General features: G+C 69.7%; 27 protein-coding genes. 17 read left to right on the forward strand and 10 right to left on the reverse strand.

Annotation, left to right across the window (positions count from 1 at the left end):
- The 4 genes from ACLQ7T_RS08675 to ACLQ7T_RS08690 all read left to right on the forward strand — a co-directional run.
- A partial coding sequence (locus ACLQ7T_RS08675) for a hypothetical protein (protein ID WP_420479063.1) occupies positions 1-374 on the forward strand: 374 nt, incomplete at its 5' end.
- 91 nt (positions 375-465) lie between these two features.
- Entirely contained in the window at positions 466-1050 is a 585-nt protein-coding gene (locus ACLQ7T_RS08680; protein ID WP_420479064.1) for a hypothetical protein, read from the forward strand.
- Positions 1051-1107: 57 nt separating this feature from the next.
- A complete protein-coding gene (locus ACLQ7T_RS08685) occupies positions 1108-1737 on the forward strand; it encodes a LysE family translocator (RefSeq protein WP_420479065.1) in 630 nt (209 codons plus the stop codon).
- A gap of 82 nt (positions 1738-1819) precedes the next feature.
- The gene (locus ACLQ7T_RS08690) at positions 1820-2371 is read left to right on the forward strand and encodes a CC0125/CC1285 family lipoprotein (protein ID WP_420479066.1); all 552 of its coding nucleotides are present in this window, start codon (positions 1820-1822) and stop codon (positions 2369-2371) included.
- Positions 2372-2481: 110 nt separating this feature from the next.
- On the opposite strand, the gene ACLQ7T_RS08695 is transcribed toward ACLQ7T_RS08690, so the two are convergent.
- Entirely contained in the window at positions 2482-3225 is a 744-nt protein-coding gene (locus tag ACLQ7T_RS08695; RefSeq protein WP_420470153.1) for a DUF6065 family protein, read from the reverse strand.
- Between the two features lie 50 nt (positions 3226-3275).
- Here ACLQ7T_RS08695 and ACLQ7T_RS08700 point away from each other — a divergent pair, with 50 nt between their 5' ends.
- A complete protein-coding gene (locus ACLQ7T_RS08700) occupies positions 3276-3815 on the forward strand; it encodes a prolyl-tRNA synthetase associated domain-containing protein (protein WP_420479067.1) in 540 nt (179 codons plus the stop codon).
- 4 nt (positions 3816-3819) lie between these two features.
- On the opposite strand, the gene ACLQ7T_RS08705 is transcribed toward ACLQ7T_RS08700, so the two are convergent.
- Both ACLQ7T_RS08705 and ACLQ7T_RS08710 read right to left on the reverse strand, forming a co-directional pair.
- Positions 3820-4194 (reverse strand): SdpI family protein, encoded by a 375-nt coding sequence (locus ACLQ7T_RS08705; RefSeq protein WP_420479068.1) that lies wholly within the window; start codon positions 4192-4194, stop codon positions 3820-3822.
- Entirely contained in the window at positions 4191-4487 is a 297-nt protein-coding gene (locus ACLQ7T_RS08710; RefSeq protein ID WP_420470150.1) for an autorepressor SdpR family transcription factor, read from the reverse strand. Before ACLQ7T_RS08710 ends, ACLQ7T_RS08705 begins: the two co-directional genes overlap by 4 nt.
- A 133-nt stretch (positions 4488-4620) precedes the next feature.
- Here ACLQ7T_RS08710 and purH point away from each other — a divergent pair, with 133 nt between their 5' ends.
- Positions 4621-6225: a bifunctional phosphoribosylaminoimidazolecarboxamide formyltransferase/IMP cyclohydrolase gene (gene purH / locus ACLQ7T_RS08715; protein ID WP_420479069.1), complete on the forward strand. Its 1605-nt coding sequence runs from the start codon at positions 4621-4623 to the stop codon at positions 6223-6225.
- Between the two features lie 188 nt (positions 6226-6413).
- Here purH and ACLQ7T_RS08720 read toward each other — a convergent pair whose 3' ends face one another.
- Both ACLQ7T_RS08720 and ACLQ7T_RS08725 read right to left on the reverse strand, forming a co-directional pair.
- Complete coding sequence (locus ACLQ7T_RS08720) at positions 6414-7220, reverse strand: siderophore-interacting protein (protein ID WP_420479070.1); 807 nt, start codon at positions 7218-7220, stop codon at positions 6414-6416.
- On the reverse strand, positions 7217-7798 hold the full coding sequence (locus ACLQ7T_RS08725; RefSeq protein WP_420479071.1) for a PadR family transcriptional regulator: 582 nt from the start codon (positions 7796-7798) through the stop codon (positions 7217-7219). Before ACLQ7T_RS08725 ends, ACLQ7T_RS08720 begins: the two co-directional genes overlap by 4 nt.
- Positions 7799-7903: 105 nt before the next feature.
- Between ACLQ7T_RS08725 and ACLQ7T_RS08730 the strand changes: the two genes are divergently transcribed.
- On the forward strand, positions 7904-8662 hold the full coding sequence (locus tag ACLQ7T_RS08730) for a dienelactone hydrolase family protein (RefSeq protein ID WP_420479072.1): 759 nt from the start codon (positions 7904-7906) through the stop codon (positions 8660-8662).
- A 3-nt stretch (positions 8663-8665) separates the two neighbouring features.
- Here the strand turns inward: ACLQ7T_RS08730 and ACLQ7T_RS08735 are convergent, their stop codons facing one another.
- Positions 8666-9133: an OsmC family protein gene (locus ACLQ7T_RS08735; protein WP_420479073.1), complete on the reverse strand. Its 468-nt coding sequence runs from the start codon at positions 9131-9133 to the stop codon at positions 8666-8668.
- Positions 9134-9236: 103 nt separating this feature from the next.
- Between ACLQ7T_RS08735 and rpe the strand changes: the two genes are divergently transcribed.
- The 5 genes from rpe (at position 9237) to ACLQ7T_RS08760 (ending at position 13581) form a co-directional block, all read left to right on the forward strand.
- Positions 9237-9896 carry a ribulose-phosphate 3-epimerase gene (gene rpe, locus ACLQ7T_RS08740; RefSeq protein WP_420479074.1) on the forward strand — a complete coding sequence of 220 codons (660 nt, stop codon included), beginning with the start codon at positions 9237-9239 and terminating at the stop codon, positions 9894-9896.
- Positions 9893-11698 carry a heparinase II/III family protein gene (locus ACLQ7T_RS08745; RefSeq protein ID WP_420479075.1) on the forward strand — a complete coding sequence of 602 codons (1806 nt, stop codon included), beginning with the start codon at positions 9893-9895 and terminating at the stop codon, positions 11696-11698. The genes rpe and ACLQ7T_RS08745 overlap by 4 nt, the downstream gene beginning before the upstream one ends.
- A 65-nt stretch (positions 11699-11763) precedes the next feature.
- Complete coding sequence (gene trxA, locus ACLQ7T_RS08750; protein ID WP_420479076.1) at positions 11764-12660, forward strand: thioredoxin; 897 nt, start codon at positions 11764-11766, stop codon at positions 12658-12660.
- A gap of 10 nt (positions 12661-12670) precedes the next feature.
- A complete protein-coding gene (locus ACLQ7T_RS08755; RefSeq protein ID WP_420479077.1) occupies positions 12671-13333 on the forward strand; it encodes an LON peptidase substrate-binding domain-containing protein in 663 nt (220 codons plus the stop codon).
- Positions 13334-13383: 50 nt separating this feature from the next.
- Entirely contained in the window at positions 13384-13581 is a 198-nt protein-coding gene (locus ACLQ7T_RS08760; RefSeq protein ID WP_420479078.1) for a Trm112 family protein, read from the forward strand.
- A gap of 4 nt (positions 13582-13585) precedes the next feature.
- Here the strand turns inward: ACLQ7T_RS08760 and ACLQ7T_RS08765 are convergent, their stop codons facing one another.
- Positions 13586-13843, reverse strand: a complete 258-nt coding sequence (locus ACLQ7T_RS08765; protein ID WP_420479079.1) for a hypothetical protein — start codon at positions 13841-13843, stop codon at positions 13586-13588.
- Positions 13843-15096: a UbiH/UbiF/VisC/COQ6 family ubiquinone biosynthesis hydroxylase gene (locus ACLQ7T_RS08770; RefSeq protein WP_420479080.1), complete on the reverse strand. Its 1254-nt coding sequence runs from the start codon at positions 15094-15096 to the stop codon at positions 13843-13845. Before ACLQ7T_RS08770 ends, ACLQ7T_RS08765 begins: the two co-directional genes overlap by 1 nt.
- 260 nt (positions 15097-15356) lie before the next feature.
- Here ACLQ7T_RS08770 and ACLQ7T_RS08775 point away from each other — a divergent pair, with 260 nt between their 5' ends.
- From ACLQ7T_RS08775 to xth, 4 genes are all read left to right on the forward strand, one after another.
- Entirely contained in the window at positions 15357-17783 is a 2427-nt protein-coding gene (locus ACLQ7T_RS08775) for an FtsK/SpoIIIE family DNA translocase (protein WP_420479081.1), read from the forward strand.
- Positions 17784-18056: 273 nt separating this feature from the next.
- Positions 18057-18704 (forward strand): LolA family protein, encoded by a 648-nt coding sequence (locus ACLQ7T_RS08780; RefSeq protein ID WP_420479082.1) that lies wholly within the window; start codon positions 18057-18059, stop codon positions 18702-18704.
- 246 nt (positions 18705-18950) lie between these two features.
- Positions 18951-19403 (forward strand): hypothetical protein, encoded by a 453-nt coding sequence (locus ACLQ7T_RS08785; RefSeq protein WP_420479083.1) that lies wholly within the window; start codon positions 18951-18953, stop codon positions 19401-19403.
- Positions 19404-19436: 33 nt separating this feature from the next.
- Complete coding sequence (xth, locus tag ACLQ7T_RS08790) at positions 19437-20231, forward strand: exodeoxyribonuclease III (protein WP_420479084.1); 795 nt, start codon at positions 19437-19439, stop codon at positions 20229-20231.
- Here the strand turns inward: xth and ACLQ7T_RS08795 are convergent.
- Positions 20228-21526, reverse strand: a complete 1299-nt coding sequence (locus ACLQ7T_RS08795) for an SLC13 family permease (protein WP_420479085.1) — start codon at positions 21524-21526, stop codon at positions 20228-20230. The genes xth and ACLQ7T_RS08795 overlap by 4 nt on opposite strands.
- Positions 21527-21610: 84 nt before the next feature.
- Between ACLQ7T_RS08795 and ACLQ7T_RS08800 the strand changes: the two genes are divergently transcribed.
- Positions 21611-22450 (forward strand): hypothetical protein, encoded by an 840-nt coding sequence (locus tag ACLQ7T_RS08800; RefSeq protein ID WP_420479086.1) that lies wholly within the window; start codon positions 21611-21613, stop codon positions 22448-22450.
- A gap of 9 nt (positions 22451-22459) precedes the next feature.
- Here the strand turns inward: ACLQ7T_RS08800 and ACLQ7T_RS08805 are convergent, their stop codons facing one another.
- Entirely contained in the window at positions 22460-23146 is a 687-nt protein-coding gene (locus ACLQ7T_RS08805) for a response regulator transcription factor (RefSeq protein WP_420479087.1), read from the reverse strand.
- Positions 23147-23156: the final 10 nt, after the last annotated feature.

Raw genomic sequence — 23156 nt, forward strand, 5'->3', positions numbered from 1 at the left:
ATCCGATGCAGGCGACCCTCGCCTATACGCTCGGCCTGCCGCAGGCCTCCGCCGCCGTCACCGCGCGGGTCGAAGCCGCCGGCGAGGCCCTCAAGACCGTCATGGCCGACCTTGAGCCTCGCGCCGCCGCGATCCGGACCGACGCAAGCCTTTCGGCGGAAGACAAGTCCGCCCGGATCCAGGCCCTTCTGACCCCGCATCAACCCGTGCTGGACGAGTTCACGGCCGCCATCCGCGACCTGGTCTCCTTCCAGGCCGCCGCCGAGGGCGCCTCGCCCGACGAAATCGCCGGCGCCATGAGCATGATCGGCCCGATGATCATCGCCCAGATCACCCAGGCCCTCGTCACCGGCGAGACGGACGACGGCGCCTGAGGTCACGCCGCGGGCGCCTTACCGCGATTTCACTTGAGGTTGAACAGCGTTGGGCGGACCCTGCGGACCTGCCCTTCGCTGGAGTCCTTCGATGATCAAGGCCCTGTCCCTCGCCGCCGCCCTCGCCGTCCTGCCGCTGTCGGCGGCGCTCGCGGCCGACCCCCAGACCGCGCCCGGCGCGTCGTCCGACGCCGCCGAAGCCGCCATTGAGGCCGCCGCCGAACGCTTCGAGGCCCGCATGGAGGCCTTCGGATCGCGCGCGGACGCCATCGCCGCCGACCAGAGCCTGTCGGAAGCCGAGAAGCGGGCGCGCATCGTCGGCATCTGGGCGGAGTATCAGCCGGATGTCGCGGCGTTCACCGCGACGGTGAGCGAGCATGTCGGCGCCATCGCCGGTGCGGCGCTGGCGGAGATCGACATCGAGGGCCTCGTCACCGAGGCGATGAACGGCGTCGTCGAGTCCGGCGCCCTGCAGGCGGCCGGCGGCATGGCCGCCAATGGCGCCTGGGCCTCGAACGACCCTGAACACATGGCGACCTACGGTCTGATGGCCGAGTACGCCCTTGGCGAGGCCCTTGACGCGATCGATGAAGCCACCGACGGCGAAATCCGGATCGATCTCGACGAGGGCGACGCCGGGACCCCGGCCGAGGCTCCGGCGCCGACGGCCGACTGACCCCGCCGGACCGCGCCCGCCCTTGACCGCGGGGCGCGACGGTCAGACAGGAGCGGAATGCGCCTGCCTGTCGACCCCCACCTGTATGCGACCTTCCTCGGCGTGATGGCCGTCATGGCGATCACGCCCGGGCCCGCCAACGTCTTCTCCGTCGCCAACGGGGTCCAGCGCGGGAGGGTCGGCGCCCTGCTCGGCGTGGTCGGGATGAATGCCGCGACCCTCGTCTGGTTCGGCGCCGCAGCCCTCGGCCTCGGGGCCCTCGTCGTCGCCTTCCCCGACATCTTCCGCTTCATCTCGATCGCCGGCGCCCTCTATGTCGGCTGGCTGGGCTACAGGGCGTGGCGCGGAGCGTTCGCCACCGCCGCCGATCCCGAGACGCCGACCGTGAGGTTGGGACGAAACGCGGTCGTCGACGGATTCATGGTCCAGATCGCCAATCCGAAAGCCGTTCTGTTCTTCACCGCTGTCCTGCCGCCGTTCCTGGACGTCAATCGCCCCGCTGCGCCCCAGCTCGCCCTGTTCGCCCTCGCCACCATCGGGATGGATGTGATCAGCATGTCCGCCTACGGCCTGGGCGGCGCGGCCTTGTCGCGACGGATGTCAGAACCTAGATTCCGGAGAGGCTTCGCCTTTTTGACCGGCGCTCTGCTGATCGCCGCCGCCGTGCTTATTCTCTCGCGTTTATAGCGGTTTGCCGCATACCGGAACCGGCGCCGTTCATATACCGTTCAGCCACAGAAGCGCGTAGTTCGCGCTTAAGGAGCATCCGATGAACACCCGTTTCCTCAAGCCCGTGCTGCTGGTGACGGCGGCGGCGCTCGCCCTGTCCGCCTGCGCCACGGCCACCCCCTACGGTCCGGCCTCGGCCCAGAACCGCTACGGCTATTCCGAGCAGCGCGTCGACTCTGACCGTTTCCGCGTCAATTTCGCCGGCAACTCCGTCACCTCGCGCGAGCAGGTCGAGATGGCCCTGCTGCTGAGGGCGGCCGAGCTGACGCTGGAAAGCGGCCATGACTGGTTCGCGACCGTCAACCGGTCGACCGACCGCGACGTGCGCCTGCAGGCGACGCGCGATCCCTTCGCCGACAGCCGTTACAGCCCGTTCTGGGGGCCCAACTGGCGCTACTACAGCCGCGGCTACTGGAGCCCCTGGGGCTACCGCGGCCCGATCGGCGGCGACCTCGACGTCCGGGAGATCGACCGGTTCGAGGCCACGGCCGAGATCGTCATGGGTCGCGGACCCAAGCCCACCAACGATCCGAACGCCTTTGACGCCCGCGAGGTCGTCAGCAATCTCGGCGGCCGCGTCCCGCGCAGCTGATCCGGCGCCGGCGGCTCAGGCGACCAGCTTCGCCGTCCAGACAGAAAGAAGCCCCGTCCGGCGATCCGGGCGGGGCTTTTCCGTGGCCGGATCGCCGGCGGCCGATCGTTCTAGAGTCCCACCCGGGGGGTCTTCAGCCGGCGCTTGTTGGTGTGGGTCGCCGGCGCGGCGCCGAGATTCTGCGGAATCTCGCCCTTGAAATAGAAGCGCTGCCACTGCTCCTTCACGGCTTCCGGGTCACCGGCCGCAAGGGCGTGATTGAACTCGCTGCGCGCCTTCAGCCAGGCGTCGTACTGCCCCTTCATGTTGGGGTTGGACTCCAGCGTCCGGATCACCGGTTCGAAGGACTCGACCTTGCGGTGCTCGAACGGGGTGATGAAGCAGAACGGCTCGCCCTTCCTGAACGTCACCTTCCCGGGACGGGTGAAGATCCAGTTCATGGTGAAGGGGAAGGGCAGCCAGTCGGTCTCGATCAGGCCGGTCAGCGGCTGGATGCCATCCTTCACATGGTTCGGCGCCCCGCCCGCCAGCATCCCCCAGCCCGGCGGCGTGCGGAACAGATACTGCGGATGCAGGGTCAACACCCCGCGCGAGAAATGCGAGGTCACGAAATGGTGCAGGTGCGGGGTCGGCCGCTCCGGCGTGATCACGATGTCCGACTGGGAAGGACCGCCGTTCCATTCCGCGGTGAAGGTGAAGGGGCAGAGAATCTCCCAGCCCGTCGTATTCGCCATGTTGAGCGGCAGGCAGCGATAGGGATGTCGCTGGGCGAAGGCGTCCATCCAGTCCCGCGACACCCGGCCCGGCGCCAGGTCCGGCGGCTGCGGCGTCATCGGATAGCATTCCAGTTCCACAGGCGGCCTCCGGCGGGTAAGCGATAAGGCTCCCTCCCTACCGAACCGCCATGACCGAAGACAAGCCGACCGCACCCGAGCCCGCATACGACCGCGACCGCCTGCTGGCGTGGATGGCCGAGCAGGGCGTCGAACAGACCACCCACGACCACCCCGCCGTCTTCCGCGTCGAGGAGGGGCTGGAGCTCAAGGCGGCCATGCCGGGCGCCCACACCAAGAACCTGTTCCTCAAGGACAAGAAGGGGAAGCTATGGCTGATCTCGGCGCGGCAGGACACGGTGGTCGATCTGAAGCGGGCGCCCAAGACCCTCGGTTCGGACCGCCTGTCCTTCGGCAATGAGCACCTGCTCTACGAGACCCTGGGCGTCCGCCCCGGCTCGGTGACGGCCCTGGCCCTGATCAACGATCCCGACCAGCGCGTGACCTTCATCCTCGACAAGGCCCTGTGGGACGCCGACATCGTCAACTTTCACCCCCTGACCAACACCGCGACCACGGCGATGGCGCAGGACCAGTTCCGCAAGGCCCTGACCGCCATGGGCCGGGCCCCGGTGACAGTGGTGGATTTCGGGACGCTGGCGGCGGACTGACGCCTCAGGCCGGCTCACCGCCAGTGCGGAGGTGAAGGCAGTACCCCATCGTCACGGCGATGCCCGCGGCCACGGCGGCGCATCCCCCCCAGACCGCCGCCTGGATCGGCGCGAACGCCCAGAAGCCCGCATAGATCAGCCCGCTGATCACCATGGACCAGCCGCCGACGCGATTGACCCTGCGGGCGTGTTTGCCGGGCGCCAGGGCCTTGGGCATCCGGTTTCCGAACCAGACCAGCATCAGGCCGATGGCGCCCATGACCAGACGGGTCACGCTGTCGCCGTCCACATAGCCCTCCCGCCGTGCAAGGCTGGCGGCGAGCGCTAGCGCGATCAGGCCGCCGGCCCAGGCCAGGCTGGATACGAGGTCCTTTTTCATTTCGCAGTCTCCTCTCCAGGCGTCGGCGTCTCCACGCCGAGGCCGAATGAATGGACGAAGCCGAGCAGCGCTTCCTCGAGCACCGACAGTTTCAGGTGATAGATGACCGACTTCCCGGCCTTCTCGGCGTGCACCAGATCGGCCTCCCGCAGCACCGCGAAATGCGCCGACATGGTCGGCTTCGACACGTCGAACTGATCGCTCAGCTCTCCCGCGCTCATCGGTCCCTGCCGCAACAGCTGCAGGACCCGGCGACGGGTCGGATCGGACAGGGCTTTGAAGACCGAACTCATATTGTGATGATTAGCTAATCATCGAAATGAGTCAAGCGACGTCTTTTGAAGGGCCCTTGGCTGACTTTTCGTCCGTCCCCGTGCTAGAGCCCCGCGCGTCTCCCCGACCCCATTCCAGATCACGGACGTCGCCATGCCCGCCGCTCCCGACTTTCCCCCCGCGCCGAACCGCGTGGCGCCGAAGCGCGCCCTGATTTCGCTGAGCGACAAGACCGGACTTGAGGAGGCCGCGCGCGCCCTGCACGATCTGGGCGTCGAACTGGTCTCGACCGGCGGCACCCGCGCCGCCATCGCCGGCTTCGGCCTGCCGGTGAAGGACGTGGCCGACCTGACCGGCTTCCCGGAAATGATGGACGGCCGGGTCAAGACCCTGCACCCGGTGGTGCACGGCGGCCTGCTGGGCGTGCGGGACGAGCCGTCCCACGCCGCGGCCATGACCGAACACGGCATCGGCGGCATCGATATCGCCTGGATCGACCTCTATCCGTTCGAACAGACCGTGGCCTCTGGCGGCGGTTTTGAAGCGGCCGTCGAGAACATCGACATCGGCGGTCCGGCCATGATCCGCTCGGCCTCGAAGAACCACGGCTATGTCGCCGTCTGCGTCGACAAGGTCGCCGTGGACGAGGTGCTGGCCGCGCTGAAGGCCGACGGGGCCACCACCCTGGAGCTGCGCAAGCGTCTGGCCGCCCGCGCCTTCGCCCGCACCGCCGCCTATGACGCCGCCGTCTCGGCCTGGTTCGCCGGTCAGGTCGGCGACGCGGCCCCGGCCCGGAAGTCGATCGCCGGTTCGCTGGCCCAGACCCTGCGCTACGGCGAGAACCCGCACCAGACGGGCGCCTTCTACCGCACCGGCGAGGCGCGCCCCGGCGTCGCCTACGCCACCCAGATCCAGGGCAAGGAGCTGGGCTACAACAACATCGCCGACGCCGACGCCGCCTATGAGCTGGTGGCCGAGTTCGAGCAGCCGGCCGTGGTCATCGTGAAGCACGCCAACCCCTGCGGCGTGGCGGTCGGGAAGGACCTGTCGGAAGCCTATGCGCGCGCGCTGGAATGCGACGCCGTCTCGGCCTTCGGCGGGGTGATCGCCGTCAACCGCGTGCTGAACGGCGCCGACGCCCGCGCCATCACCGACATCTTCACCGAGGTGGTCATCGCCCCCGGCGCCGATGACGAAGCCAGGGAAGTCTTCGCGGCCAAGAAGAACCTGCGCCTGCTGATCACCGACGGCCTGCCCGACCCGCACGGTCCGGGCGAGGTGTTCCGTTCGGTCGCTGGCGGCTTCCTGGTCCAGAGCCGCGACCGCAGCCTGATCAAACCCTCCGATCTGAAGATCGTGACGAAGCGCCAGCCGACGCCGACCGAGATCCAGGACATGTTGTTCGCGTTCACCGTGGCCAAGCACGTGAAGTCCAACGCCATCGTCTACGCCAAGGACGGCCAGACGGCCGGCATCGGCGCCGGGCAGATGAACCGCCGGGACTCGGCCCGCATCGCCGCCATCCGCGCCCGCGAGGCCGGCGAGGCCAAGGGTCTGGCCCATTCGCTGGCCGAGGGTTCGGCCTGTGCGTCGGAAGCCTTCTTCCCGTTCGCCGACGGCCTGCTGGAAGCGGTGGCCGCGGGCGCGACGGCCGTGATCCAGCCGGGCGGCTCCATGCGTGACGCCGAGGTCATCGCCGCCGCCGACGAAAAGGGCATCGCCATGGCCTTCACCGGCGTGCGGGTCTTCCGTCACTGATCTGAAGGAGCGCTGACGCTCGCCGCGCGGCGGCTCGCTGCTTGAGCGCGGGTCCGCTTCACCCCTCCACCCTCCTTCGGATGGTCCCCCTACCCGGCGTCGCCGGAGAGGTGAGGAGCGCGGTTCACCTCTCCACGCAGTGGAGAGGTGGCGCGGCGCGACTTCTCGCCGGGACGGAGGGGTCGGGGTCAGTCCTCGATGACCTCGTGGGCCCCGACAGCGCCCGCGCGCCAGTAGCCGGCGGCTTTCAGCGCCCTGGGGTCAAAGCCGAGAGCGACCACCACGCCGCGCAGGGTCCGCGCCACCTGGCTTTCGCCCGCGATCCAGACGTAGGCGTCGTCCCGGGGAAGGGCGGCCAGGGCCGTCTGAACAGCGGCCTGCAAGGCCTCGACCCGCCCGCGCGGCCCGCCCTTGCGGTCCACCCGCACCACCGTCAGTTCCGCGGCGCTGTTCAACGGCGGAGCCGAAGCCTCGTCCTCGACCTCCACGACCACCAGCGCCTTCACACCGGCCGGCAATTCCTCCAGTCGGCGGGAAATCGCGGGGATCGCCGTCTCGTCGCCGATCAGCACATGGTGAGCGAAGGCCGTCGGCACGATGAAGGAGCCCCGCGGCCCGCCGACGCCCAGCTTCGATCCGGGCCGGGCGGTCATGACCCAGTCCGTCGCCGGACCGCCGTGCCCGACGGCGAAATCAATCGTCAGCGTCCGGTTCGTCGTATCCCACTGGCGAGGCGTATAGTCCCGCATGATCGGGCGCGGCCCTTCGAAGACCGGCCCCTCCGGCCCGATCGTCGGCACGGCGGGGTTCTCCCCGTCACCGGCCGGGATGAGCTTCACATGATCGTCGAAGCCGAGGGACACGAAGTCCTCCAGATCGCCGGTCAAGACCACCCGCTTCAGCGACGGTGTCAGGTCGGAAACCCCGACCACCTCCAGCAGGCGGAATTTCAGCGGATGGCGGACGCGGCGGGCGATGCGCAGGGCGTCGGTCATGCCTTTTCCACCCGGTCCGCAGCCTGGTTCAGAATTTCGGCGACCTCACGGATGCGCGCCTCGTCCAGCGGAATGTCCTCGGCCAGCTTGGCGTGCACCACGCCGCGCAGCCGCACGATGGCCTCGGCGATGGGGGCCGGCCGCGCCGCGCGGTGGGCGAATTTGGCCAGCATCTCGCGCAGGTCGGTCAGGGCCTCTGCGTTTTCCTCCAGCAGGGTCCGCCCCGCTTCAGTGATGGCATAGCGCTTCTTGCCGGCCTCCTCGCGCCCGTCGAGCGCGCCCATCTCCTCCAGCAGGGTCAGGGTTGGATAGATGACGCCGGGGCTGGGCGCATAGGCGCCGCCCATCCGGGCCTCGATGGCCTTGATCAGCTCATAGCCGTGGGCCGGGCCGTCCTCGGCGATCAGTGACAGGATCAGCCAGCGCAGGTCACCCCGGGCCAGAAGGCGCTTGCCGCCCCCCCTGTGGCCACGCGGACCGCCGCGCCCGCCGCCCGGCCAGCCGCGGCCGAACTCGTTGCGCATGCCCCGCCCGAACCGTTCGGGGCCGCCATGGCCCCACCCTTGACGCCACATCATCGCATCTCTCTTTTCGATATATCTGTTCATCGCGATTTAGATATATCTGAAACTACGGCATCGCAAGGGCTGGCGCTTTCGGACGAAGCGCGGCTCACTCCACGAATGGATACGCTTGCCAGCCGCTGGGCCCTGCTCGAACCCGGAGTCACCGTACTCGGCCCGGACGACGACCGCCCGCGTCCGGCGGCGCTGCTGTTCCATGGCTGCGGCGGCATCCGGGACCACATGAGACACTATGCCGAGACGGCGAAGGCGGCCGGCTGGCGCGCCTTCATTATCGACTCCTTCGGACCGCGCGGCTGGAGCCGTCAGCGCGCCCAGATCACCGTCTGCTCGGGTCTGACGTTCCGCGGCGATCAACGGGCCGGCGACATCCTGGCCGCGCTGGACGGCGTGTCCCGGAGGCGGGATGTCGAGGCTTCGAAAATCACCCTCGCCGGCTGGAGCCACGGCGGCTGGGGCGTCATGGAGGCCATGAGCGCCGATCGGCGGGCCGACAGCCTGGGGCTCCGCAATCCCGGAGACGTGTCGCTGGACGGGATCGTCGGCGCCTATCTGGCCTATCCGTACGTCGGGTTCGGCGCGTTCAACCGGATGCGGCCCTGGACCCATTGTCCGAAGACCCTGGCGGTCATTTCGCGGACGGATCACCTGACCTCCGTCCGCAACGCCGAGCGGGTCCACGACATGGTCCGACGGTGCGGCGCGGAGGTCGAAACCTGGATCGCGGACGGCAGCCACGCCTTCGATGAACCCGGCGCGGCCGTGCCGATGCGCTATGACCCGGACCTCGCGGACGAGGCCCTTCGCCGCTTCCGCGCCATGCTGGAAGACGTCGCCGTCGCCCCGCCGCAGCCCTGAGCGTCAGGCGACGCGGGGCTCGACCGTCACCGACGCCCGCAGGGAGTTGGCGATATAGCAATGGTCATGGGCGCGGTGATGCAGGTCCGCCAGCGCCGCCGCATCCGGCAGGGTTTCGCCCGAAAAGGTCACCGCGGGCCTCAACACCACCGAGACGATGGCGACCTTGCCCCGATCATCCCGCCCCATGATCCCGACGGCCTCGTCGCGATAGCGATCCACCACAAGGCCCGCCCTGGCCGCATAGGCGAGGAAGAACAGCATGTGGCAGCTGGACGTCGCCGCCACGAGGGCCTCCTCCGGGTCCACGGCTGACGGATCGGACAGCGGAACCGGAACGCTGTCGGGCGCCGAGGATCCGCGCACCGAGGCGCCGCCGTCGAACCGCCAGTCGTGGGCGCGGCTGTACCGGTTGTCCAGAAACGGCTGATCGCCCCGGACCCACTCCACGGTGGCGACATACTCGCTCATGACGATCCTCCCCGCGCGCGATGACAAGACCGTGTAGCACGGTTCCGCGGTCGAACCGCGCCCCCGGCTTGCCCGCGCGGGCGACCCGCCTTATCCGGATCACATGGCCGCGCCCCTGATCTGCCCCTCCATTCTCGCCAGCGACTTCTCGAAGCTGGGCGAGGAAGTCCGCGCCCTCGACGCCGCGGGCGCCGACTGGATCCACGTCGATGTGATGGACGGGCATTTCGTCCCCAACATCACCCTCGGGCCGGACATCGTGAAGGCGATCCGGCCGCACACCGCCCTGCCCTTCGACGTGCACCTGATGGTCGCGCCGGTCGATCCGTGGCTGGAGGCCTATCGCGACGCCGGAGCCGACATCATGACGGTTCACCCGGAAAGCGGGCCTCACCTGCACCGCACCCTGGGCCGTATCCGCCAGCTGGGCGCCAAGGCCGGCGTGGTGCTGAACCCGGGCACCCCCCTTTCCGTTCTGGAAGAGGTGGTGGAGCTGGTGGATCTGGTGTTGCTGATGTCGGTCAACCCGGGCTTCGGCGGGCAGTCGTTCATCCCGACGTCCCTTCGCAAGATCGAGAAGGCCCGCGCCCTGCTGGACGCCGCCGGCTCGCAGGCGCACCTCCAGGTCGACGGCGGGGTGACCTCGGCCAACGCCGCCGCCTGCGTCGCCGCCGGCGCCGACGCCCTGGTGGCCGGGTCCTTCGTCTTCAAGGGCGGCCCCGAGGCCTATGCCGCCAACATCCAGGCCCTGAAGTCCGCGTGAGCCCCCTCGGACCCTTCGCCCGGACTGACGGCGGCGGGCTTCCGCCCGGCGACATTCCCGGTCTGCGCGGCGCCCCGGTGCGCACGCCGGTCCGGACGAGCGGCGCCGCGACGGGTCCCGGTCTGTGGCCGGCGATCCTCGGCAGACTTCTGAACCGGCAACTGTGGATCGAGGCCTATGGCCTGCCGGGCTACGCCCTCACCCTGCGCGGACGGCCCGCCCAGGGCTTCTCCACGACGCCCCGTGATTTCCGGCCGGTGGACCCGGCGATCGGCAAGGGGATCATCGGCGGCCGCTTCGTCCTGGCCGGCTCCAGCCTCGAGATCGAGGCGGCCGCGGATCCCTTCAACCGGCCCAGCCCCACCCGGGCGTTCGCCATCGACCTGCACGCCTTCGCCTGGCTGCCGTCCCTGATGGCCCAGGGTGAGCGCGGAGCCCGGGAAGCCCTGCGGCTGACGCTGATCTGGGCCGATGTCTTCGTGCGCTGGTCGCCCTTCGCCTGGGACCCGGACATTCTCGCCCGCCGCGCCTTCAACCTGGCCTGCGCCGCCCGACGGATGGGACAGGTCGCCACCGAGGCGGAACGTCTCAGGCTGGCGAGCATCATCGCCCGTCAGGCCCGCCAGCTTCTTCGCCCGCCCGGCGGCGTGGCCACCCTGCCGGAACGGATGACCGCCGCCGCCCTCGTCGGCTGCGTTCTCTCCGGCCCGCCCGGCCTTTCCATTCGCCGCAAGGCCATCGCCCGCCTCGTTCGGTCCCTTCCCCGGACGGTGGGGCCGGACGGCGGCCATGCCAGCCGGAGCCCTGAAGCGGGTCTGGAGCTCCTGCTCGATCTGCTGACGCTCGAAGACGGCCTGGGCCAGATTTCCGAACCGCTTCCGGACGCCGTCGACGACGCGATCGCCCGCCTGCGCGACGCCCTTGCCGTGCAGACCCTTCCCGACGGACGGCTGGCGACGCTGCAGGGCGGCGGTCCGTCGACCGCGGACCGGGTCGCCGCGGCGCGAGGCGTGGACGCGCGCCCTGAAGACGTCACGGGAATCGTCGGCGGCCTCAGCCGCATCCGCAGCCCCCTGCTCACGGTGACCGCCGACACCGCCGCGCCCGCCCGGGGTCCCTGGGCCGTCAACGCCTGCGCCCAGCCCCTCGCGGTCGAGATCGTCTGTGGCAAGGACCGTCTGGTCACGGGCTGCGGCTGGTCTCCGCGCGCCGGCGACCGGCAGGGTCTGCGCCTGACCCCGGGGCATTCCACGCTTACCCTCGGCGAGACCTCGACCGGCGAGCCCCTCGGCGGCTGGAAGGCGGACCTTCTGGGACCGCGACTGATCGGCGCGCCGCTGCACGTCGAGGTCAACCAGCGGGACGGCGAGGGCGCGGTCTGGCTGGAGATCGAACACGACGGCTGGGTCAGCGGCTTCGGCCTGCTGCATCAGCGCCGGCTCTATCTGGACCAGCGCCTGGATGAGCTCCGCGCCGAGGAGCGGCTGCACCCGGCGCCCGGCCGCAAGGACGTCGTGCGGGCCATCGCCGCCCCCTACGCCGTGCGCTTCCAGCTGGAGCCCGGCGTTCAGGCCTCCCTGGCCCGGGACCGGCGCTCCATCCTGCTGCGGGGCCATTCGGGCCGCGGCTGGTGGTTCCGCACCGACGGCCCGGACGTGGCCATCGAGCCCTCGGTCCACGTGGATGACGGCCTGACCCGACGCTCGCTGCAGATCGTCGTGCGCGGCTCGGCCCGAACGGACTCGGAAACCAAGATCCGCTGGAAGCTGAGCCCCGCGGGCGCGGGCGGCGAGCCCTCTTGAGTGAACGACCGTCCGGGACCATCTGACGGCTTCCGCGTTACGACTGATCGAAGACCAGGATCCCCATGACCTTCGCCGACCCGACCGACCTGCCCGACGACCTGATCAAGGACGGCTCCGACGCCGGCTTCATGGCCGATGTGGTGGAGGCCTCGAAGACCCAGCCGGTGCTGGTGGACTTCTGGGCGACCTGGTGCGGGCCCTGCCGCACCCTGACGCCGATGATCGAGAAGGCGGTCCGGGCCGCCGGCGGCGCGGTCAAGCTGGTCAAGATCGATGTCGACAAGAACCCGGCCTATGCGGGTCAGCTTCGGGTGCAGTCGATCCCGACCGTCTACGCCTTCGTCAACGGCCAGCCGGTCGACGGTTTCCAGGGCGCTGTGCCGGAGAGCCAGCTCAAGGCCTTCATCGACAAGCTGACGGGGGGCCGGAGCGGCAACTCCGACATCGACCAGCTCCTGTCGCTGGGCGAGGAATCCCTCTCGCTGAACGATCTCGGCGGCGCCGCCCAGGCCTTCGCCCAGGTCCTGACGCTGGAGCCCGGCCATGAACAGGCCATCGCCGGCATGGCGCGGGTCTACCTGGCCGACGGCGACGTGGAGCAGGCGCGGCAGACCATCGCCATGGCGCCGCAGGACTCGCGCGACCCGACCGTCCAGTCGATCCGCGCCCAGCTGTCGCTGGCCTCCGCCGCGCCCGGGGGAGCCTCCGGCGAGCTGGAGGCGAAGGTCGCCGCCGACCCCGCCGACCATCAGGCCCGTTTCGATCTGGCGCAGGCGCTCGCCTCGGCCGGCGACCTGAAGGGCGCCGTCGACCATCTGCTGAAGATCGTCGCCGCGGATCGCGAATGGAACGAACAGGCCGCCCGCAAGCAACTGCTGACCGTGTTCGAAGCCGCCGGCGCGACCTCCGACGTCGCCCGCGACGGTCGCCGTCGCCTGTCCTCGATCCTGTTCGCGTAGGGAGTGTCCGGTGGCTCAGGGTTACATCAGGGCCGCCGACCTGCCGCAGGTCATTCCTGTCTTCCCGTTGTCGGGCATCCTGCTGCTGCCCCGGGGGCAGCTGCCGCTCAACATCTTCGAGCCGCGCTATCTGAACATGATCGACGACGCCATGGCGGGCGACCGGATCATCGGCATGATCCAGCCCTCCGGGGGCCCGACGCGCCTGCCCGGCCTGTCGCCCATCGGCTGCGCGGGACGGATCACCAGCTTCAACGAGACCTCGGACGGTCGCTATCTGATCAGCCTGACCGGCATTGCCCGTTTTCGCGTGGCCGCCGAGCTGCCGGTCCAGACACCCTACCGTCAGGTCCGCGCCGCCTTCGACGCCTGGGCCGATGACCTGGTCGCGCCCCCGGCCGGCGAGGGCGGACTGGATCGCGACGGCCTGCTGGACGCGCTGAAGGCCTATCTGGAGACGCGAGGGCTCGACATCGACTGGGACACCGCCGAGACCGCCCCTCCGGAAGCCCTGGTCAACAGCCTGGCCATGGCCCTGCCGTTCGAACCGACCGAAAAACAGGCGCTTCTGGAGGCGTCAGACCTCGACAGCCGCGCCGCCGTTCTGACCGCCCTGATGCAGATCGGCGCGGCAGGCGGCGACGATGAAGGCAGCGGACTGTCGATGCAGTAGTCCCGGGCAGGGCCCTCGACCCCCGGCCCTCGACCCTGTACCGTCCGGCCATGAGCAGCGACGCCTTCAATACCCCGAACACGGTCGACCCACGCCTGCTGGAGACGCTGGTCTGCCCGGTCACCCGCGGCAAACTGACCTATGACCGCGACGCACAGGAGCTGGTCTCGGCGGGGGCGAAACTGGCCTTCCCCATCCGTGACGGCGTGCCGATCATGCTGGCGGAAGAGGCCCGCCAGCTCGACTGAGCCCTCAGCCGTCGATCAGAATCCAGGTCTCGCCGTCACGGGCGACGACGGCGTCGCGCCGCTCCCAGCCGCCGTCGGGCGTTCGCCGCAGATAGCGACAGCCCCACTCCGACCCTTCCTCGGCGAAAAAGGTGCATTGGACCGCGCGAACGGCGTGATCGGGCATCAGGGCAGAGAATTCAGCGGCCGTCGGCCCGTCTGGCGCCGTTGTCGCACAGCCCGACAGCACAGTCAGGATCATCGCCAGCGCCGGACGTCGCATCAGACCGGCTCCCCCTTCAGCAGCCGCGGCAGGTCGCCGGTGGCGCCGCCCGCCTCATGCATGAAGGCCTTGCGCAGGGCCGGGATGCGATTGACCGCCGCCATCCCCAGATCGCGCGCCAGCCGAACCGGCGGCAGATCGTTGGAGAACAGGCGGACAAAGCCGTCGAAACCCGCCGTCAGGGCGACGTTGTCGAAGCGGCGCCAGCGGGCGTACCGGTCCAGCACGATTTCGGAGCCGATGTCCTCCCCGGTCCGCATCGCCTCGACCAGCACCTCGGCCAAGGCGGCGGCGTCCTTGAGACCCATGTTCAGACCCTGCCCGGCGACCGGATGCACCCCATGGGCGGCGTCGCCGATCAGGGCGATGCGCGGCGCGGTCATCTCCTCGGCCAGTTGCAGGGACAGGGGATAGACAAACCTCGGCCCCACCACTGTGACATTTTCGAGGAAATCGCCGAACCGGCGCATGAGGTGGGCGTGGAACGCCTCGTCCGAGGCAGCCCTCAGCGCCTCCGCGCGACGGGTGGTTTCGGTCCAGACCAGGCTGGCGCGCTGTTCCGTCAGCGGCAGGATGGCGAAGGGTCCGCCCGGCAGGAAATATTCGTGAGCGACATTGCCATGGTCCCGGCCCAGGGACACCGTGGCCACCACGCCGCTCTGGCCATAGCCCCAGCCGAGGGTGTCGATACCGGCGGCCCGGCGCACCGGCGACTGCCGCCCCTCGGCGCCGACGACCAACGGGGCCTCCAGCACCGCGCCATCCGTCAGGGTGACAGCGGCCCGGCCGGGTCCGACGTCGATGGACGCCGCTTTCGCGGGCGCCCGGACCTCGATGCCGGCGTCCAGAACCGCCTGCGCTAGGGCCGTCCGGATGCGGCGGTTCTCGACCATATAGCCCAGCGGCTCACCGTCGGTGCGGTCCGCGATCTCATCGGCGTCGAAGCGCAGGAAGGCGGCTGACGGGGGACGGGTCGCCGCCCCCGGGCGACGACCGTCCGTCACCAGAATCCGGTCCATCCGACAGGCGTGCGGGCGCATCGCCGCGCCGGCGCCGAGAGCGTCGAACATCCGGAAGGTGGCGAAGGCGATGGCGGTCGAGCGTCCGTCGAAACTGGGGGCCAGCTGGGCGTCGAAAGGCTGGGGATCGATCAGCACCACCCTGAGACCGCCCTGGGCGGCGGCCAGCGCAAAGGTCGCCCCGGCCATCCCGGCCCCGGCGATGATGATGTCGTAGCGATCCGGCGTGCTCATGCGCCGGTTGTCGCGCCGCGCGGGGTCGGCGTCCAGTGCCTGAACGTCGCGCGGCGGCGTCTGAAAGTGATTGGTGAATAGTGGTTGGTGGATGGCCGGAGCCACAACCGGTTTTCAAACGCCGAACACAGGCGTTTGCGGCATCAAACCACCAATCACCAGTCACCAATCACCTCGGCGCACGCTCTCTGGTAAACGGCCCTTAACCCTCTGCGCGCGACAACAGGGTCGAGTCCCGCCGTCCCGGAGATCGCGCCCGCATGTCCGCCGCCCTCGCCCTTGGTCAACGCGCCTGGGTCAGCGCCCGCATCCTGTGGGACGCGCCCTTCGTCGTCCGCTTTCGCGGCGTGCTGCAGGCCCTGCTGGCGACGCTCCTGGTGGTCGCCCTGCTGTCCTGGAATCCGGCCGATCCCAGCCTGAACGCCGCCTCCTCGACGGCGCCGACCAACTGGCTGGGCGCGAACGGCGCCCTGTTCGCCGATCTGTTCATGCAGTCGCTCGGTCTCGCCGCCTGGCCCGCCGTCCTGCTGCTGATCGCCTTCGGCCTGGCGGGCGCCATCGGCGACGCCATCCAGCAGCGGCTGAAGCCCACGCCCCTGCGGGCCCTGGCGGCGACCGGCGGCGTGCTGGCGCTGTCCGCCGGCCTGTCCGCCTTCGCCCACCCGGCCGCCTGGCCGCTGGCGGCCGGTCTGGGCGGCCTGTGGGGCGACGCCGTCACCGGCCTGGTGAAGATGGCCTGCGAGGCGCTGCGCATCGGCGCGGGCGGCCTGATCGCCGCCCTGCTGTTCCTGCCGCTCGGACTTTGGGGCGTCGGCTACGCCGTCGGTCTGCGTCCCGGCGATTTCGGAGAGGCCTTCGCCTGGGCCCGGAGCCGTCGCATGGCGGCCTCGCCCCGCCCCGGTCGCGCCCGGGCCGAAGCCGCCCCGAAACGCGCGCCTCGCCCGCGTCCCGAGCCGGAACCGGAGTTCGAGCCGGCCCCTGCGCCGCGCGCAACGCCGGCGCCCGCGCCGGAACCGACCTATGCGCCCGTGGCGCTGGAGACAGACGACACCCCGCCGTGGGACGAGCCGGCCCCGGCCCGCGCCGCGCCGGAGCCGAAGGTGGCCGCCGCCAGATCGCCCAAGGCCTCGCGCCGCGAGGTGGACGAAAACCAGACCGCCTTCGACTTCGCCGGAAGCGCCGAGGGCTTCGAGCTGCCGCCGTTGGGCATGCTGTCGAAACCGGCCAAACGCGTCGCCTCGGTCGACGAGGAATCGCTGAAACAGAACGCCAAGATGCTGGAAGGCGTGCTGCAGGAGTTCGGCGTGCGCGGGGTGATCGACCAGATCCGTCCCGGCCCGGTCGTCACCCTGTACGAGCTGGTCCCCGCCCCCGGCGTGAAGCACGGCCGCGTCGTGGCCCTGGCCGACGACATCGCCCGCTCCATGTCCGCCCGCGCCTGCCGCATCAGCGTGGTCCAGGGCCGCAACGCGATCGGCATCGAACTGCCGAACGCCAAGCGCGAGACCGTCTATCTGCGCGATCTGCTGGCCTCGACCGAGTACGACAAGCCCTCGCACCTGCTGCCGCTGGCGCTGGGCGAGACCATCGGCGGCGAGCCCTATGTCGCCGACCTGGCCCGCATGCCCCACCTGCTGATCGCGGGCACCACCGGCTCCGGCAAGTCGGTCGGGGTCAACGCCATGATCCTGTCGATCCTGTACAAGCTGACGCCGGAACAGTGCCGCTTCATCATGATCGACCCGAAGATGCTGGAGCTCAGCGTCTATGACGGCATCCCGCACCTGCTGGCCCCGGTCGTCACCGATCCCAAGAAGGCCGTCGTCGCCCTGAAGTGGACGGTGCGCGAGATGGAGGACCGCTATCGCCGGATGTCCAAGCTCGGCGTGCGCAATATCGCCAGCTACAACGACCGCGCCCGCGAGGCCCAGGCCAAGGGCGAGCATTTTGAGCGCACCGTCCAGACCGGCTTCGACGAGCAGGGCCGCCCGGTCTACGAATCCGAGAAGATTCGCCCCGAGCCCATGCCCTATCTGGTCGTGGTCATGGACGAGATGGCCGACCTGATGCTGGTCGCCGGCAAGGATGTGGAAGGCGCCGTCCAACGTCTGGCCCAGATGGCCCGCGCCGCCGGCATCCACCTGATCATGGCCACCCAGCGCCCGTCGGTGGACGTCATCACCGGCACCATCAAGGCCAATTTCCCGACCCGGATCAGCTTCCAGGTCACCTCGAAGATCGACAGCCGCACCATCCTGGGCGAACAGGGCGGCGAGCAGCTGCTGGGCCAGGGCGACATGCTCTACATGGCCGGCGGCGGCCGCATCACCCGCCTGCACGGCCCGTTCGTCGACGACAAGGAGGTCGAGGCCGTCTGTAATCACCTGAAGGCCCAGGCCGAGCCCGACTACCTCGACCTGATCACCGACGATCCGGACGGCGACGGGGACGGCCCGTTCGATGACGGGGGCGGCAACGGCTCCTCGGGCGACGACCTGTATGATCGCGCCGTGGCCGTGGTCACCCGCGACCGCAAGGCCTCGACCAGCTACGTCCAGCGTCGCCTGCAGATCGGCTACAACCGCGCCGCCTCCCTGATCGAGCGAATGGAGCAGGAGGGCGTGGTCAGCCCCGCCAACCACGCCGGCAAGCGCGAGGTGCTGGCCGGTCCGCCGCCGATGGTCTGACCCACCGTCCGCCCCGGCGGGGACCCACAAGGAACACGCCCGGGGGCGGGCCGTTAGTCAGGCCGCTGTCTGCCGTCCGGACCCGAGATCGGGGCCCTGACCGTCCCTCGTCCCCCGAAGCGTTGAAAAAACACGCCGAAGCGGGAACCGAACCGGGATGAACAGGGCTTCATCGCAGCGCCGGAATATGGTCAGGCTTGGGTCAAACCCCTGCCCGACCGCTCCGGCAAGACGGCCTGATCGACAACCATCCCGAACGGGAGAAGCTTGCCAATGACCGTCTCACGCCCCGACCTTTCGCGCAGGGCTTTTGCGCTCGGAACCGCCGCCTTCGCTGCCGTCGCCGCCCTGCCGGCCCATGCCCAGTCGAACCTGTCCGCCGAGGACCAGGCCACCCTGCGCCGCGCCCAGACCTATCTCCAGAGCCTGACCTCCGCCCAGGGCACGTTCACGGAGACCGCCGGTCCGGCGCGCCGTTCGGGCCGCTTTTATCTGCAGCGTCCGGGCAAGATGCGCTTCGAATACACAAACCCGCAGGGCCTGCTGGTCGTCTCGGACGGCTACAATGTGAAGCGCTGGGACCCGCGACTGAACAATTTCCAGCAGGTGCCGCTGGGCCAGACCCCGCTTTCGGCCTTCCTGTCCCGCAATGTCCGCCTGGATCAGGGGGTCCGCATCGACCGCGTCACCCGGATGCAGAACGGCGCCTTCACCATCACGGCGCGGGATTCCCGTCGTCCGAACGACGGTCAGATCATCCTGTCCTTCGGCGGCGCGCCGCTGCGTCTGCAGGAGTGGACCATCATCGACGCCCAGGGCGGTCGCACCACGACGCGTCTGACCACCCTGCAGCCGGCCTCCAACCTGTCCGCCAGCCTGTTCCAGCTGCGGGACCCGACCCGGCGCCCGGGCCGGAACTAGGGATTTCGCTCCGCACGGGAAGCGTTGCCGTTCAGGCACATTTCCGGCCTCATATCTTTCGCCTTGACATTTTCCATCGTGCGTGGCCTTTTGGTCACAGATCGATGGGAGTCGATCTGAACCGCTACGGATTTCATCCCCTTCCCGGCGGCGAGAGAGAGACGAACCTTCCAGCGCCCGGTCCCCCCGACCGGGCGCTTTTTTAGCGCGCTCGACAACGACTTCGCGGAACAGCATTCTGTCGGAATGATCAGCCTGTTGGCCGCCCTGACCCTTTCGCTGTCCGCCTCGCCCGAACCCGCGCTGGCGGGTCAGCCGGCGCCGGACGCCGTCCGATATGAGCAATCCACGCCCCGGCGCGATTTTCTCGTCTTCTGGACGATCGGATCGACAGGACACCTGGTCCACCGTTCGGTCGATCCGATGGGCCGCGGCGTCGAGGGGACGCTTGAACTCGGCGCTGACCGTTTCGCCCAGGTCATCGCCCTGCTCGCGCCTCTCGATCGCCTCCCGGAGCCCTGCGAAACCCGCGGTGAGCCGTGGAGCAGCCAGACCACCGTGTCCTGGACACGGGGTGGATCGACCTCCAGCCTGACCCTGGGCGACGGCTGCCCCAACGCCCGGAGCGTCGAGGACCTCGGCGCGGCCCGGCAGGCCGACCGCCTGATCCAGGGCTGGATCGCCGAGGCCGCGCGCTAGCGACGCCCCGCCGGTTCAGGCTAGGACCGGATCATGCTTCGTATCGCCACCTGGAACATCAACTCGGTCCGCCTGCGGGTGGACCAGGTCGCCCGCTTCGTCGCCGAACAGGCGCCCGACGTCCTCTGCCTGCAGGAAATCAAATGCCTGGAGGACCAGTTTCCCCGGGCCGCCTTCGAGGCCATGGGCCTGCCGCACCTGAAGATCGGCGGCCAGAAGGGCTGGCACGGCGTGGCCATCGCCAGCCGCAAGCCGATCACCGAGGCGCCAAAGCTGGACGTCTGTCGGGAGGGCCATGCCCGCTGCGTCGGGGTGAAGGTCGAGGGGGTCGAGATCCAGAATTTCTACATCCCCGCCGGCGGCGACCTTCCCGACCGGACGCTGAACCCGAAATTCGACCACAAGCTGGACTTCTACGAGCGCCTGACCGCCGACATGGCGGCCCGTGACCGCGCGGCGCCGCTGGTTCTGGCCGGGGACTTCAACATCGCCCCGGGTGAAAACGACGTCTGGAACCACCGCTATATGTCGAAGGTGGTCAGCCACACCCCGATCGAGGTCGAGACCCTGAAGCGCCTTCAGGACGCCGGCGATTTCACCGACGTCCTGCGCGCCCAGATCCCCGAACCGACCAAGCTGGCCAGCTGGTGGAGCTACCGCGCCGCCGACTTCCGAAAATCCAACCGGGGTCTGCGCCTGGACCACCTGTGGACCTCGCCCGGCCTGACCCCCTCGGTTCGGGCCGGTTCGGCCCGCATCCACGACGACGTCCGGGCCTGGGAGCAACCGAGCGACCACGCCCCGGTGACGATGGATCTGGACGTCTAGAAGGGGAAGAAGACCGGAATGGCGATCATGGCCGCCACCCAGGTGACCAGGTTCAGCGGCACCCCGATCCGGACGAAATCCATGTAGCTGTACCCGCCCAGCTGGAAGGCGAGCACATTGGTCTGATAGCCGAACGGGGTCGCGAAGGCCGCGCTGGCCGCCATCATGACCCCCACCAGGAAGGGGCGCGGATCGACGCCGAGACTGGCGGCGAGGGCGGCGGCGATCGGGGTGATCAACACCGCGACGGCGGCGTTGGACAGCAGTTCGGTGGCGAACAGGGTGACCCCGTACAGGATGATGAGCGCGCCCAGGGGGCCGAGGGGCCGGATCGCATCGATCAACAGCTCCGCCCCGGCGCCCGCCAGGCCGGTCACCTCGATCGACAGGCCCACCACCACCATGCCGGCGATCAGCAGAAGCACCTCTGGCCGGAGGCCGGCGTAGGCCTCCTCGGCGCTGACCACGCGCAGCAGGATCAGGATCACCGCCCCGGCGAAGGCGGCGGCAGCGATAGGCGCGATCCCCAGACCCGCGGCGACGATGACCGCGACGAAAACCGTCAGGGACAGGATCGCCCGCCGGACATCGAACGGCCGGTCGGCGGCGGCGAACAGATCCGCATCGCCCAGCAGGCCGTCTCCGGTCTGCTCCTGCGAACGACGCAGGCCGGTCTCGCTGTCCGCGGAGCCGAGAAGCCGCCCGCCGACAAAATACAGATAGGCGCCGCCGAACAGGGCGATGACCAGGGCCACCGGGGTGATCTCGAACAGGCCGAAGACCGGCTGGCCTGCGTTCCGCGCCATGTCGTTGACCAGCAGGTTGGTCGAGGTGCCGATCAGGGTGCAGGCGCCGCCCATGATGGTCACATAGCTGAGCGGGATCAGGAACCGCTTCGGCGACAGGGCCATGCCGGCCGCGACCTCCTTCACGACCGGCGCGGCCAGAACCACGATCGGGGTGTTGTTCAGGAAGGCCGACGCCCCGCCGCACAGGGTGATCATCAACCAGAGCCCCGCCTCGCCCATCCGGGCGCAGAGGGCGGTCGCCTTGCGGATCATCAATCCCAGCAGGCCGGACAGTTCGATGGCGTAGGCGATGACGAACAGGCCGGCCAGGGCGATGACCGCGGGACTGGCGAAGGCGCCCTGGACTTCCACGGGCCGGATCACGCCCAGAAGCAGCAGGGCCGCGGCGCCGGTCAGCGCCGTCACGTCCGACCGCAACTTGCCGTGGATCATGACCGCCACCACGGCGATCAGGACTACCAGGGCGGCGATCTGATCGAAACTCATGCCCCTTGAGAGCCCCGGCGACCCGCGCCGTCAAATTTATTCGGTGCGCCGGGACAGCCCGGTCGATTGTGCTAGGCTGACTTCATGTCTGGCCGGAAGAGACCTTTTCGCCGCGTTCTGATCCCTGTCGCCCTGGCCGCGATCACCCCGCTGCTCGCCAACTGCGACCGGGATGAACCGGCGCCGGTTGAGCCCGCGCCCGAGACTGCTGCGCCCGCTCCCGCGCCGACACCGCTCCAGCCGACCGCGCCCCTGTCCCGGGCCGACCTGTTGACCGCCGTGTCCCGCGCGGCGTCCGCCTATGCCGCGGGTCAGGCCGGCGAGGGAGCCGACCCCCTCGTTGGACGGAATTTCGCGATCCGCACCCCCTTCGGCTGCACCGGCCCCGCCTCCGCGGCGGGCGTGGAGGACGGATTGGCGGCCTGGTCGTGGGGACCGGACCAGAAGACGATCCAGCTCAGTCTGACGCCCGGCGGCTGGCTCAACACCGCCCTGATCGCCGGCGCCGGCGATGGCGACTGGGAATCCGTCGAGGGCGTCTGGCTGCCGCGGCCGTGGCTGACGACCGACGCCTGTCCGTCGATCCGCACCGACGCCCTGCAAAGCGGTTCGCCCGCCCCCTCGCCGCAGACCGTCGGCCTGGCGGCGATTTCGGAGACGACCGATTCCCGCGCCGGACGCCGCAACGGCCGGGCCTACACCTTCACGATCCGGGGCGAGGACGATCGACCGCCTGCGGCGCCGGTCGGCGGATACCGGACACTGCTGGAGGGACGGATCGCCGCCTTCCCCGGTGGCCGGGCCGTGCGGTGCCGCGCCTCCAGCCCGGACCAGCGGCCGGTCTGCATTGTGGCCATCCGGCTGGACCGCGTCGCCTTCACCGAGGCGAACGGAAACGTCCTGACGGAATGGCGCGCCGGCTGAATTGATTACTCAGGGCTGCAGTCGGTATCCGCCGGCGTCGGTCAGCAGCAGCCGGGCCTGGCCGGGCTCGGGCTCGATCTTCTGGCGCAGGCGGTAGATGTGGGTTTCCAGCGTGTGGGTGGTGACGCCGGCGTTGTAACCCCAGACCTCGGTCAGCAACTCCTCGCGCGACACGGCCTTGGCCCCGGCGCGATAGAGATACTTCAGGATGTTGGTTTCCTTCTCCGTCAGACGGACCTTCCGGCCCTGGTCGTCGACCAGGACCTTGGACGCCGGACGGAACTCGTAGGGCCCGATCCGGAAGACCGCGTCCTCGGACTGTTCGTGACTGCGCAGATGAGCCCGGATCCGCGCCAGCAGAACGGCGAACCGGAACGGCTTGGTCACATAATCATTCGCGCCGGCTTCCAGGCCGAGAACCGTGTCGGAATCGGACGACTGGGCGGTCAGCATGATGATCGGGGTCGAGACGCCGTCCTTGCGCAGCAGGCGGCAGGCCTCGCGCCCGTCCATGTCGGGCAGGTCGACGTCGAGCAGGATCAGGTCGGCGCGGACTTCCCGCCCCATCTTCACGCCTTCCGTGGCGGTCGACGCCTGGACCGGGCGGAAGGCCTCGTGCAGGGCCAGTTGCTCCGCCAGCGCTTCGCGCAGGTCGTCGTCGTCGTCGATGATGAGGATCGTCTTGGGCGTCGGCATGGGCTTAACA

The organism is Brevundimonas sediminis, assembly GCF_048799765.1.
In the GTDB taxonomy this organism is placed as follows: domain Bacteria; phylum Pseudomonadota; class Alphaproteobacteria; order Caulobacterales; family Caulobacteraceae; genus Brevundimonas.

What these genes read in the sequence shown, in the direction of transcription:
- ACLQ7T_RS08680 (WP_420479064.1), top strand. Translation starts at nt 466, where the DNA reads ATGATCAAGGCCCTGTCCCTCGCCGCCGCCCTCGCCGTCCTGCCGCTG.
- ACLQ7T_RS08685 (WP_420479065.1), top strand. Translation starts at nt 1,108, where the DNA reads ATGCGCCTGCCTGTCGACCCCCACCTGTATGCGACCTTCCTCGGCGTG.
- ACLQ7T_RS08690 (WP_420479066.1), top strand. Translation starts at nt 1,820, where the DNA reads ATGAACACCCGTTTCCTCAAGCCCGTGCTGCTGGTGACGGCGGCGGCG.
- ACLQ7T_RS08700 (WP_420479067.1), top strand. Translation starts at nt 3,276, where the DNA reads ATGACCGAAGACAAGCCGACCGCACCCGAGCCCGCATACGACCGCGAC.
- ACLQ7T_RS08705 (WP_420479068.1), bottom strand. Translation starts at nt 4,194, where the DNA reads ATGAAAAAGGACCTCGTATCCAGCCTGGCCTGGGCCGGCGGCCTGATC.
- ACLQ7T_RS08710 (WP_420470150.1), bottom strand. Translation starts at nt 4,487, where the DNA reads ATGAGTTCGGTCTTCAAAGCCCTGTCCGATCCGACCCGTCGCCGGGTC.
- purH (WP_420479069.1), top strand. Translation starts at nt 4,621, where the DNA reads ATGCCCGCCGCTCCCGACTTTCCCCCCGCGCCGAACCGCGTGGCGCCG.
- ACLQ7T_RS08720 (WP_420479070.1), bottom strand. Translation starts at nt 7,220, where the DNA reads ATGACCGACGCCCTGCGCATCGCCCGCCGCGTCCGCCATCCGCTGAAA.
- ACLQ7T_RS08725 (WP_420479071.1), bottom strand. Translation starts at nt 7,798, where the DNA reads ATGATGTGGCGTCAAGGGTGGGGCCATGGCGGCCCCGAACGGTTCGGG.
- ACLQ7T_RS08730 (WP_420479072.1), top strand. Translation starts at nt 7,904, where the DNA reads ATGGATACGCTTGCCAGCCGCTGGGCCCTGCTCGAACCCGGAGTCACC.
- ACLQ7T_RS08735 (WP_420479073.1), bottom strand. Translation starts at nt 9,133, where the DNA reads ATGAGCGAGTATGTCGCCACCGTGGAGTGGGTCCGGGGCGATCAGCCG.
- rpe (WP_420479074.1), top strand. Translation starts at nt 9,237, where the DNA reads ATGGCCGCGCCCCTGATCTGCCCCTCCATTCTCGCCAGCGACTTCTCG.
- trxA (WP_420479076.1), top strand. Translation starts at nt 11,764, where the DNA reads ATGACCTTCGCCGACCCGACCGACCTGCCCGACGACCTGATCAAGGAC.
- ACLQ7T_RS08760 (WP_420479078.1), top strand. Translation starts at nt 13,384, where the DNA reads ATGAGCAGCGACGCCTTCAATACCCCGAACACGGTCGACCCACGCCTG.
- ACLQ7T_RS08765 (WP_420479079.1), bottom strand. Translation starts at nt 13,843, where the DNA reads ATGCGACGTCCGGCGCTGGCGATGATCCTGACTGTGCTGTCGGGCTGT.
- ACLQ7T_RS08770 (WP_420479080.1), bottom strand. Translation starts at nt 15,096, where the DNA reads ATGAGCACGCCGGATCGCTACGACATCATCATCGCCGGGGCCGGGATG.
- ACLQ7T_RS08775 (WP_420479081.1), top strand. Translation starts at nt 15,357, where the DNA reads ATGTCCGCCGCCCTCGCCCTTGGTCAACGCGCCTGGGTCAGCGCCCGC.
- ACLQ7T_RS08780 (WP_420479082.1), top strand. Translation starts at nt 18,057, where the DNA reads ATGACCGTCTCACGCCCCGACCTTTCGCGCAGGGCTTTTGCGCTCGGA.
- ACLQ7T_RS08785 (WP_420479083.1), top strand. Translation starts at nt 18,951, where the DNA reads ATGATCAGCCTGTTGGCCGCCCTGACCCTTTCGCTGTCCGCCTCGCCC.
- xth (WP_420479084.1), top strand. Translation starts at nt 19,437, where the DNA reads ATGCTTCGTATCGCCACCTGGAACATCAACTCGGTCCGCCTGCGGGTG.
- ACLQ7T_RS08795 (WP_420479085.1), bottom strand. Translation starts at nt 21,526, where the DNA reads ATGAGTTTCGATCAGATCGCCGCCCTGGTAGTCCTGATCGCCGTGGTG.
- ACLQ7T_RS08800 (WP_420479086.1), top strand. Translation starts at nt 21,611, where the DNA reads ATGTCTGGCCGGAAGAGACCTTTTCGCCGCGTTCTGATCCCTGTCGCC.
- ACLQ7T_RS08805 (WP_420479087.1), bottom strand. Translation starts at nt 23,146, where the DNA reads ATGCCGACGCCCAAGACGATCCTCATCATCGACGACGACGACGACCTG.